Annotated in this window: 8 protein-coding genes and 1 pseudogene; 3 read left to right on the top strand and 6 right to left on the bottom strand. The window is 64.2% G+C overall.

Features of this window, described 5'->3' with window-relative positions:
* From ACTHNR_RS16620 to ACTHNR_RS16600, 5 genes are all read right to left on the bottom strand, one after another.
* Positions 1–603: ribonucleotide-diphosphate reductase subunit beta (locus ACTHNR_RS16620; protein ID WP_440548752.1), on the bottom strand; the 603-nt coding region annotated here is incomplete at its 3' end.
* A gap of 390 nt (positions 604–993) precedes the next feature.
* Complete coding sequence (locus tag ACTHNR_RS16615; RefSeq protein ID WP_440548751.1) at positions 994–3,993, bottom strand: ribonucleoside-diphosphate reductase subunit alpha; 3,000 nt, start codon at positions 3,991–3,993, stop codon at positions 994–996.
* Between the two features lie 478 nt (positions 3,994–4,471).
* Positions 4,472–5,059, bottom strand: a complete 588-nt coding sequence (gene ampD / locus ACTHNR_RS16610) for a 1,6-anhydro-N-acetylmuramyl-L-alanine amidase AmpD (protein WP_440548750.1) — start codon at positions 5,057–5,059, stop codon at positions 4,472–4,474.
* Positions 5,056–5,355, bottom strand: coding sequence for a PP0621 family protein (locus tag ACTHNR_RS16605; protein ID WP_440548749.1), 300 nt, complete (start codon positions 5,353–5,355; stop codon positions 5,056–5,058). The genes ampD and ACTHNR_RS16605 overlap by 4 nt, the downstream gene beginning before the upstream one ends.
* 5 nt (positions 5,356–5,360) lie before the next feature.
* Entirely contained in the window at positions 5,361–6,257 is an 897-nt protein-coding gene (locus ACTHNR_RS16600; RefSeq protein ID WP_440548748.1) for a cytochrome C assembly family protein, read from the bottom strand.
* A gap of 81 nt (positions 6,258–6,338) precedes the next feature.
* On the opposite strand from ACTHNR_RS16600, the gene ffh reads away from it, so the two are divergent.
* Together ffh and ACTHNR_RS16590 are read left to right on the top strand one after the other, a co-directional pair.
* Entirely contained in the window at positions 6,339–7,706 is a 1,368-nt protein-coding gene (gene ffh, locus ACTHNR_RS16595) for a signal recognition particle protein (protein ID WP_440548747.1), read from the top strand.
* 84 nt (positions 7,707–7,790) lie between these two features.
* Positions 7,791–8,342, top strand: a complete 552-nt coding sequence (locus ACTHNR_RS16590) for a hypoxanthine-guanine phosphoribosyltransferase (RefSeq protein ID WP_440548746.1) — start codon at positions 7,791–7,793, stop codon at positions 8,340–8,342.
* Positions 8,343–8,488: 146 nt separating this feature from the next.
* Here the strand turns inward: ACTHNR_RS16590 and ACTHNR_RS16585 are convergent, their stop codons facing one another.
* The gene (locus tag ACTHNR_RS16585) at positions 8,489–10,240 is read right to left on the bottom strand and encodes a proline--tRNA ligase (RefSeq protein ID WP_440548745.1); all 1,752 of its coding nucleotides are present in this window, start codon (positions 10,238–10,240) and stop codon (positions 8,489–8,491) included.
* Between the two features lie 254 nt (positions 10,241–10,494).
* Here ACTHNR_RS16585 and ACTHNR_RS16580 point away from each other — a divergent pair.
* Positions 10,495–10,561: pseudogene (locus ACTHNR_RS16580) on the top strand (RNA pyrophosphohydrolase); the annotation flags it as partial.

Below are 10,561 nucleotides of genomic sequence, written 5' to 3'. Positions count from 1 at the left end.
TTCGTCCAGGCCGAGCGATTCGACGATGTATTGGTACGCGTGCGTGTGGATCGCTTCCTCGAACGCCTGACGCAGCAGGAACTGACGGCACTCGGGCGCCGTGATGTGCCGGTAGGTGCCGAGCACGATGTTGTTCGCGGCGAGCGAGTCGGCTGTCACGAAGAAGCCGAGGTTGCGTTTGACGATGCGGCGCTCGTCTTCGGTCAGCCCGTTCGGGTCTTTCCAAAGCGCGATGTCGCGCGACATGTTGATTTCCTGCGGCATCCAGTGGTTCGCGCAGCCGGCGAGGTACTTCTCCCACGCCCACTTGTACTTGAACGGCACGAGCTGGTTGACGTCGGTGCTGCCGTTGATGATCCGCTTGTCGGCGACGTTCACACGCGCGGCGGATGCGGCGGCAGGTTGAGCGGGCGCTTGTGCGGCGCCCGCATACGGCGCGACGGCGAAGTCGTCCGCGAAGATGTTTTGCATGGGCGAAGCTTGCGTCGCGACGCGCGTCGCAGCTTGCGTTCCAACGGCCTGCCCCGCGGGGTTGCGCAACGCGTTCAGTTGCGAACCGCTCGAGGGAGTTACGGCAGTCGTCTCGTCATCCCAGTTGAGCATAAATTCTCACCATCAATTTAGATCGGTTTGTACCATCTTTTCACGAGCGATAAAAGGGTTCGCTCATGAAAATCCTTGTTTTTCGATTCACGCTGCGACCTCGATACAACACTTTGTTCGTCACGTCGCACACGCGAGATCGTCGAAGACGTGCGAAGGGTCGTCTCGATGCGATGTGTTCTCGTGAAAGAGAGCTCCATCCGAGCATCGATCGTCGACGCTCCGTGTCCCGCCTGTTCCTCGTCCCGCCTCTTCTTCGACGCTCGATGCGTCGCGGGGTATCTCTGCCGTTCGTCGTGGGCGCGCGTTTGTCGTTCTGTGGTTCGCGCGCCCGGTTTCGGCCATCCCGGCGCGCCGCTCACTCACGCGCGCCGGTATCGAGCGAGGCCCTTACTGGCAGGCCTCGCATTCGTCGAAGCCCAGATCGCCCGGACGCATCATGCAGACGGGACCGTCCGCTTGCGGCTCCTCTTGCGCGACCGGCGCCGCGTTCAACCCGCCCATCGGCGAACTCGCGCCACCGCCCATCGCGCCGCCCGTCGCACCGAAGCCGCCCGCCGCGCCACCGCCGCTCGCACCGCCGTCGGCCGACGGCACGGCGTTCAGCGCGCCGTGCGCCACCGTCGACTTCTCGACGTGCGTGGCCGCCATCGTGCGCAGGTAGTAGGTCGTCTTCAGTCCGCGCAGCCAAGCGAGCTTGTAGACCTCGTCGAGCTTCTTGCCCGATGCGCCCGCCATGTAGATGTTCAGCGACTGCGCTTGGTCGATCCACTTTTGACGACGCGAGGCCGCCTCGACGAGCCACTTCGGATCCACTTCGAACGCCGTCGCATAAATCGCGCGCAGGTCGGCCGGTACGCGGTCGATGCGCGAGAGCGTGCCGTCGAAATACTTGAGATCGGCAACCATCACCTCATCCCACAGGCCGCGCGCCTTCAGGTCGCGCACCAGGTAGTCGTTCACCACCGTGAATTCGCCGGACAGATTCGACTTCACGTAGAGGTTCTGGAACGTCGGCTCGATACAGGCCGAGACGCCGATGATGTTCGAGATGGTGGCCGTCGGCGCGATGGCGACGCAGTTCGAATTGCGCATGCCGTACGTCGCGATGCGCGCGCGCAGCGTCGGCCAGTCCATCGTCTCGCTCGCGTCGACCTCGACGTAGCCGCCCCGGGCTTCGGCCAAGAGCTTGAGCGTGTCCTGCGGGAGGATGCCGCGATCCCACAGCGAGCCGCGGTAGCTCGAATAGCGGCCGCGCTCCTCGGCAAGTTCCGTCGACGCATAGTAGGCGTAGTAGCAGACCGCCTCCATCGACCGGTCGGCGAACTCGACCGCGTCGTCCGACGCGTACGGTACGCGCAGCAGGTGCAAGCAATCCTGAAAGCCCATGATCCCCATGCCGACCGGGCGATGCTTCAGGTTGGAGTTGCGCGCCTTCGGCACGGCGTAATAGTTGATGTCGATGACGTTGTCGAGCATGCGCATCGCCACGCTCACCGTGCGCTTGAGCTTGTCGTGATCGAGCGCGTAGCTGCCGTCGGCCTGCTTCACCAGGTGCGCGACGAGGTTGACCGAGCCGAGGTTGCAGACGGCGATTTCGGTGTCGCTCGTGTTCAGCGTGATTTCGGTGCACAGATTCGACGAGTGCACCACGCCCACGTGCTGCTGCGGCGAGCGCACGTTGCACGGATCCTTGAACGTAATCCAGGGGTGGCCGGTCTCGAACAGCATGCCGAGCATCTTGCGCCACAGCTGAGCCGCCGGGATCTTCTTGAACAGCTTGATCTCGCCGCGCTCGACCTTTTCTTCATACGCCGTGTAAGCCTGCTCGAAGTCGGCCCCGAACTTGTCGTGCAGATCCGGACAGGTCGAAGGGGAGAACAGCGTCCAGTCGCCGCCTTCCATCACCCGCTTCATGAACAGATCGGGAATCCAGTTCGCCGTGTTCATGTCGTGCGTGCGGCGACGGTCGTCGCCCGTGTTCTTGCGCAGCTCGAGGAATTCCTCGATGTCGAGGTGCCACGTTTCGAGGTACGCGCAGACCGCGCCCTTGCGCTTGCCGCCCTGGTTCACGGCCACCGCCGTGTCGTTGACGACCTTCAGGAACGGCACGACGCCCTGCGACTTGCCGTTGGTGCCCTTGATATGCGAGCCGAGCGCGCGCACGCGCGTCCAGTCGTTGCCGAGGCCGCCGGCGAACTTGGAGAGCAGCGCGTTTTCCTTCAGCGCTTCGTAGATGCCATCGAGATCGTCGGCCACCGTCGTCAGGTAGCACGAGGACAACTGCGAGCGGCGCGTGCCCGAATTGAACAGCGTCGGGGTCGAGCTCATGAAGTCGAACGTCGAAAGCACGTTATAGAACTCGATCGCCCGCGCTTCGCGGTCGATCTCGTTCAGGGCGAGACCCATTGCGACACGCATAAAGAATGCCTGCGGCATTTCGATGCGCGTGCCCTCGACGTGCAGGAAGTAGCGGTCGTAGAGCGTTTGCAGACCGAGGTAGCCGAATTGGAGGTCGCGGCTCGCGTCGAGCGCAGCGCCCAGGCGCTTCATGTCGTACTGCAGCAGCTTGTCGTCGAGCAGTTCCGCTTCGACGCCGCGCTTGATGAACAGCGGGAAGTACTCGGCGTAGCGCTCGCCCATCTCGCCTTGCGTCACTTCCTCGCCGAGGATTTCGCGGCGGATCGTGTGCAGCAGAATGCGGGCCGTCACTTGGCTGTAGGCCGGGTCCTTTTCGATCATCGTACGTGCCGCGAGGATCGCCGAGTCGTAGACCTGGCTCATCGGCACGCCGTCGTAGAGGTTCTTGACCGTTTCGGCGACGATCGGCTCGGGGCTCACCGCATCGCCTAGATTGTCGCAGGCCGACGCGATCAGCGCGCGCAGCGCCGGCAGGTCGAGCGGACGCGTGACGCCGTTGTCGACGACGTTCAGGCCCGACGCGGGGGCACCAGACGCTTCTTGCTCATGGCCGCGCTCTTGATTGCGCTTCTCGCGATAGAGCACGTAGGCGCGCGCGACGTTGTGCTCGCCGCCGCGCATGAGCGCCAGTTCCACCTGGTCTTGAATATCTTCGATGTGGAACGTGCCGCCGTTCGGGCGGCTGCGCACGAGCGCGCGCACGACGCTTTGCGTCAACTGCTCGACGAGCTCGCGCACGCGCGCGGACGCGGCGCCCTGCCCGCCGTTGACGGCCAAGAACGCCTTCGTGACCGCGATCGCGATTTTGGACGGCTCGAACGACACGACGCTGCCATTGCGGCGGATCACCTTGTAATCCGCGAAGGTCGCCTGCGGCGCGAGCGGCTGTGCGTAGGCAGCCTGCCCGCCGACGGGGCGCCCCGCCTGCGCGCCTTCGTGCTGGCTCGTCATGTTGTCGGTCGTTTGCATGTGCAAAGCTCCTGATCTTGGATGTGCGGTCAAACCGCGGATTGGAACAACCGCCGCGCCACCCCGAGCGCGAACGATGAGGTGCGGGAGACAAAACGGAGCGATGGCGTCGCGTCGCAGTGCGCGTCGGAAAGGACGATGGTTTTCGTCATTGATGTGCGGCTGTGGCTCGCCCCGTTTTTTCCCTGAAGGTAGAACGCCGAGCATCGCCCGGCGTTCTACCCGCATGATTTACACGCCGCGTTCTGCGGTTCCGGCGCCCAGCCTGATACTCGGACGCCCCGGCGTGTCGACACAATATCTAGTGCAATTGTGTCTTGTTGATACCAAGTATAGTGGACCAACCCGCCAAGTCAAAACGGTTTATTTGGAGGCGAGCGCTTGACTTTTCATTAACCGAGCCCGGACAAGGACTTACCGCAAAGGCAAGCGCCGCGCGGGTTTGAGGACACCGCGAGCACCCGCGAAATGCCGAGCGTCAGGGATGGCGATAGGGGAAATACCGATCCGCGAGCGCGGTGTCGCGCTGCAAACGGTCCCAATCGAAGTGAGGTCCGGGGTCGGTCTTGCGACCCGGCGCAATATCGGAGTGGCCGGCCAGCGCATCGATCGGGTAGTGCGCCGTGAGCGCTGCGACGAGCGCCGCCAGCGCTTCATATTGCGCCGACTCGAAACGATGCGTGTCCGCGCCTTCGAGTTCGATGCCGATCGAGAAATCGTTGCATCGCTCGCGCCCGAAGAAGCTCGATACGCCCGCGTGCCATGCGCGCTGATCGCACGAGACGAACTGTTCGAGCACGCCGTCGCGGCGAATCACGAAATGCGACGACACGCGCAGGCCGCGCAGATGCGCATCGTAGTAAGGATGCGCGTCGCAATCGAGGCGATTGAGAAACAGATCGGCGATCGCGGTGCCGCCGAACTGGCCGGGCGGCAGGCTGATGTTGTGGATGACGATAAGGGTCGGCACGGCGAGCGGGGGGCGCATCTCGAAATTCGGCGACGGCAGCACTTGCGCGGTGCGCACCCAGCCGTCGTCGCCGACGACGAAAGACGCGCCGCTCATCGACCGTCGCGCCCGCCCGCGCGCGCCGCGTAGCGACGCGCATGTTCTGCGCTGCAGAAGTACTGCGCGCCGGCGAGCACCGACTCGCTTTTGGGCGAGTGAACGCCGCAGACGGCACAGCGCACCATCGGCTCGGCGAGCTGGCGCGGTTCGGGCGCCGCCTGCCGGCGCGCGCCGCCCGCGGCGCCCGAGCGCGCCCCCGCCCGCATCGTGGCCTGGGCTTGAGCCGCGCGCATGGTCTTCACCAGCCAACGGGCGGCGAGCACGAACACGACGAGAAGAAGAATTTGTCGCATGGGAATCAAACCACCGGACGGTGGAGCAAGACCTCGAACACGAAGCGGCTGCCGACATAGGCCAGCAGCAAAGCCACGAACGACGCGAGCACCCAGCGCAGCGCGGCCCGCCCTCGCCAGCCGGAAAGCTGTCGCGCCGCGAGCAGCGCGCCGAACATGAGCCAGGACAGCACCGCGAACACGGTCTTGTGATCGAAGGTCAACGGACGGCCGAGCAGTTGCTCGCTGAACAGTACGCCGGACACGAGCGTCAGCGTCAATAGGACAAAACCGGCGCCGATCAAGCGAAACAGCAGTTTCTCGAGGGTCAGCAGGGGCGGCAGCGCATCGAGCCAACCGGCGAGCCAGCCGCCGTTGCGCTCCAGCGCCCCGCGCAACATGTGCAGGCGCCGCTCGGCGAACAACATGAGGACCGCATGCAGCGCCGCGATCGCAAACAACCCGTAGGCGATGTTCGCGATGATGAAATGCGCCTTGAACAACGGCGCGGCCGCGTACGGCAGCACATGCACGCCGCCGAAGGCGAGCGGCAGCAGCGAGGCGACGCATGCGAAAGGCAGTACGAGCAGGCCCAGCCCGTCGAGCGGAAAGAAGAAGCTTTCGATCCAGTAGATACAGGCGCCGAGCCAGAACATGGCCGACAAGGCAAACGCGAACCCGAACACCATCGCGTCGCGAGGGAAGATCGTCATATGCAGCAGCAGCCCATGCACCGCCAGCGCGACGAACAGCAGCGCGCGTCCCGCGCGCATCGCCCCGGGGGACGGCGAGGCCGCCTGGGCGGGCACGGGCGGCACGCTGGAGAGCATCGACGGGGCGCTCTCCAACCGATGCGCGCGCCAGCCGGCCACGGCGAGACCGCCGTAAAGACGCGCGGTGAGGGCAGACAGTACAATATCCATGTCCCAAGTTTACACTAGGCCGCTGAACCCGCCCCGCTCGCGCGCTGGGCGAGCCGCAGCCCTCGTGCCCAATCGCTCCCCATGCTCGACACACTTACCCAACGGATGGCGCGCGTCGTCAAGACGCTGCGCGGCGAAGCTCGCCTCACCGAAGCCAACACGCAGGAAATGCTGCGCGAAGTGCGTCTCGCGCTGCTCGAGGCGGACGTCGCGCTGCCCGTCGTGCGCGAGTTCGTCGCCAAGGTCAAGGAAAAGGCGCTCGGCGAAGAAGTCCTGCAAAGCCTGTCGCCGGGCCAGGCGCTCGTCTCCGTCGTCCAGCGCGAGCTGACGGCCGTCATCGGCGGCGACTACGAAGGCCGCGCCGCCGAACTCGATCTCGCCGTCACGCCGCCCGCGGTCATCCTCATGGCCGGCCTGCAGGGCGCCGGTAAGACGACGACGTCGGGCAAGCTCGCGAAGCTCCTGCGCGAAAAGTACAAGAAGAAGGTGCTGACGGTCTCGTGCGACGTCTACCGCCCAGCGGCAATCGCTCAGCTCAAGACGGTGACGGAGCAAGTCGGCGCCGATTTCTTCCCGTCCGAACCGAACCAAAAGCCGGTCGACATCGCGCTCGGCGCGCTCGATTGGGCCAAGCGGCACTATCACGACGTGCTGATCGTCGATACGGCCGGCCGTCTCGGTATCGACGAGGCGATGATGCAGGAGATCGCGGCGCTGCATGCGGCGATCAAGCCGGTCGAAACGCTGTTCGTGGTCGACGCGATGCTCGGCCAAGACGCGGTGAATACGGCCAAGGCGTTCAACGACGCCCTGCCGCTCACGGGCGTCGTGCTCACCAAGCTCGACGGCGATTCGCGAGGCGGCGCCGCGCTGTCGGTGCGCCACGTGACGGGCAAGCCGATCAAGTTCGTCGGCGTGGCCGAAAAGCTGGACGGGCTCGAAGTGTTCTACCCCGAGCGCATGGCCAACCGTATCCTCGGCATGGGCGACATTCTCGCCCTCGTCGAGGAAGCCCAGCGCAACGTCGACGTCAAAGCCGCGCAAAAGCTGGCCGACAAGGTCAAGAAAGGCGGCGACTTCGACCTGAACGACTTCCGTGCTCAGCTTTCGCAAATGAAGAACATGGGTGGTTTGTCCACCCTGATGGACAAGCTGCCCGCGCAGTTTCAACAAGCGGCGGCGGGCGCGGACATGAGTCAGGCCGAAAAGCAGATGCGCCGCATGGAAGGCATCATCAATTCGATGACACCCGCGGAGCGCGCGAAGCCCGAGCTCATCAAAGCGACGCGCAAGCGCCGCATCGCGGCGGGCGCGGGCGTGCAGGTGCAGGAGGTCAACCGCATGCTCAATCAATACGAACAGATGCGCACGATGATGAAAAAGCTCAAGGGCGGCAACCTGCAAAAAATGATGCGCGGGATGAAGGGTATGCTTCCGGGCATGCGGTAAGCGAAGGGTTTATGCCGTGGCGCGCGCCGGCGCGCCGCTTCACACTATGTATACAGCCTATACAGTCACCGCTCGCTCAATGCCATGAACCGAGAAGAAGCCCTTCACATCTTTAGCCACTCCGAGGAAATCGTCTCGGCTTCCGAGGTGAACGCCTCCATCGAGCGCATGGCGGCAGCCATCGGCGTCCAAATAGGCGAAGAGTTTCCGCTGCTGCTGTCGGTCATGGGCGGGGCGGCCGTCTTCACGGGCATGCTGCTGCCTCATCTAGATTTTCCGCTCGAGTTCGATTACATCCACCTGACGCGCTACCGAAATACCACCAAGGGCAGCGCCGACATGCAGTGGCGCGTCGCGCCGGCCGAATCGGTGAAGGATCGCGTCGTGCTCGTGCTCGACGACATTCTCGACGAAGGCGAAACGATGGCCGCCATCCGCGACCGCATTCTCGCCATGGGGGCGAAACGCTTCCTGAGCGCGGTGCTCTGCGAAAAGCAGATCGCGAAGGCCAAACCGCTGCGTCCCGATTTTTGCGGCTTTGAGGTGCCTGACCGCTATGTGTTCGGTTGCGGCATGGACGCCAAGGGGTATTGGCGCAACCTGCCGACGATCCGCGCGCTGACCGAAGGCGCTTGAGCGCGCTAGCGAACCGAGACGGTCTCGGCAAGAAGATTCGCCGCGGCGGCGTAGCCTAGCCGGGCCCGGGCGATGTCGCGCAGGCCCCGGGCACAATGCCTCGCGCACGGGGCCGCTCACCCAATGGCGGCGGCCCGACAGCAGACTCAGTTAGCTTGCTGCGGATGTGCGAGCGCCGCACGCACCTTGTCGACGGCAAAAGCGGCAGCCTCGCTGATCGGCAACAGCGTCGCTTCCGGATCGCGACGGCCCTGATACTCCACCTTCCCTTCCTTGAGCCCACGCTCGCCGATCACGAGGCGATGCGGCACGCCGATCAACTCCCAATCGGCGAACATCACGCCGGGGCGCTCGCCGCGATCGTCGAGCACCACGTCGATACCGGCTTCCGAAAGTTGTGCGTAGAGCTTGTCCGTCTCGGCACGCACGCTTTCGCTGCGGTCGTATCCCATCGGGCACAGCACGACTTCGAACGGCGCGATCGCCTCGGGCCAGATGATGCCGCGGTCGTCGAAATTCTGTTCGATGGCCGCGCCGAGAATGCGCGTGATGCCGATGCCATAACAGCCCATGACCATCGGCTGGGGCTTGCCGGTTTCATCGAGGAACGTCGCCCCCATCGCCTCGGAATATTTCGTTCCGAGTTGGAAGACGTGCCCGACTTCGATGCCGCGGCAGATTTCGATCGTGCCCTTGCCGTCGGGCGACGGATCGCCGGGCCGCACGTTGCGGATATCGGCGACCACCGGTTCGGGCAAGTCGCGCCCCCAGTTCACGCCGGTCGTGTGGTAATCGACCTCGTTCGAACCGACGACGAAGTCGCTCATGTTCGCGACGGTGCGATCGGCCACGACCTTGACGGGCTTTTTCGTGCCGATGGGGCCGAGGTAGCCCGGCGGCGTGCCGAACCATTCGACGATCTCCGCCTCGGTGGCGAAACGAAAACCGGCCAGCCCCGGCAGCTTGCCGACCTTCACTTCGTTCAGGTCGTGATCGCCGCGCAGCATCAACAGCCAAATCGTCGGTTCGGCGCCTTCGTTGTCGGTCGCGAGAATGATCGACTTGATCGTGCGCTCGAGCGCAATACCGAGAAACTCGGCGACCGACTCGCATTTCGCCTTGCCCGGCGTGGCCGTCTTTTGCATGGCTTCGCGCGGCGCGGCGCGCTCGGCGTACAGCGGCAAGGCTTCGGCCGCCTCGATGTTCGCGGCGAAATCCGATGCCGGGCAGTAGGCGATGTCGTCCTCGCCCGTCGCCGCGATCACGTGGAACTCCTGCGAGCGGTTGCCGCCGATCGCCCCGCTATCTGCCGCGACCGCCCGAAACTCGAGGCCGATACGCGTGAAGATGCGCACGTAGGCCTCGTACATCTTGCGATACGACTCTTGCAGGCCCGCCTGATCCTTATCGAACGAGTACGCGTCTTTCATCGTGAACTCGCGCCCGCGCATCACGCCGAAGCGCGGACGGATTTCGTCGCGGAACTTGTTTTGAATCTGATAGAAGTTCACCGGCATCTGCCGGTAGCTCTTGATCTGATTGCGCGCGATGTCGGTCACGACTTCCTCGTGCGTGGGCCCGAGAACGAAGTCGCTCTGCTTGCGATCCTTGAAACGCAGCAGTTCGGGGCCGTACTGCTCCCAGCGGCCCGACTCCTGCCAGAGCTCGGCCGGCTGGACCGACGGCATGAGCAGTTCGAGCGCGCCCGCGCGATTCATTTCCTCGCGCACGATCGCTTCGACCTTGCGGATCGAACGCAGGCCGATCGGCAAATAGCTGTAAATCCCGCCGGCGACGCGCCGAATCATGCCCGCGCGCAACATCAACTTGTGGCTCACGACTTCCGCGTCAGCCGGAGCTTCCTTCAGGGTGCCGATAAAGAAACAGGAGGCTTTCATCAAGAATTTTCCAAAAGCGGCAGCCCGCAGCGAGCCGCCCAAAGGGGGAACGAGTGATTTGGGACATGAGCGCGAGCCGCCGCCGTGCATGGATCACATGCGTAGCCTAGCGCGACGCGATTCGTCAGACTAGCCATCGGCAGTAGGAGGGCACGATTGATGCTGCGCCCGGAACCCTTCTGGTGCATGCCGATGCCAAAGGCTCGTTATCTGTTTATAATCAAAGCAATTTTAAAGGATTCGAAGGTGGTTGTATGCTGGATCGCGAAGGCTTTCGCCCGAACGTCGGCATCATCCTCTTGAACGCGCACAACGAGGTGT

This window comes from Trinickia sp., assembly GCF_051954495.1.
Lineage (GTDB): Bacteria > Pseudomonadota > Gammaproteobacteria > Burkholderiales > Burkholderiaceae > Trinickia.
This window is presented reverse-complemented; position numbering and strand designations above follow the sequence as displayed.

Bases quoted from the DNA above. Each gene is read 5' to 3' on its own strand.
- ACTHNR_RS16585 (WP_440548745.1), bottom strand. From the start codon at position 10,240: ATGAAAGCCTCCTGTTTCTTTATCGGCACCCTGAAGGAAGCTCCGGCT.
- ACTHNR_RS16615 (WP_440548751.1), bottom strand. From the start codon at position 3,993: ATGCAAACGACCGACAACATGACGAGCCAGCACGAAGGCGCGCAGGCG.
- ffh (WP_440548747.1), top strand. From the start codon at position 6,339: ATGCTCGACACACTTACCCAACGGATGGCGCGCGTCGTCAAGACGCTG.
- ampD (WP_440548750.1), bottom strand. From the start codon at position 5,059: ATGAGCGGCGCGTCTTTCGTCGTCGGCGACGACGGCTGGGTGCGCACC.
- ACTHNR_RS16605 (WP_440548749.1), bottom strand. From the start codon at position 5,355: ATGCGACAAATTCTTCTTCTCGTCGTGTTCGTGCTCGCCGCCCGTTGG.
- ACTHNR_RS16590 (WP_440548746.1), top strand. From the start codon at position 7,791: ATGAACCGAGAAGAAGCCCTTCACATCTTTAGCCACTCCGAGGAAATC.
- ACTHNR_RS16600 (WP_440548748.1), bottom strand. From the start codon at position 6,257: ATGGATATTGTACTGTCTGCCCTCACCGCGCGTCTTTACGGCGGTCTC.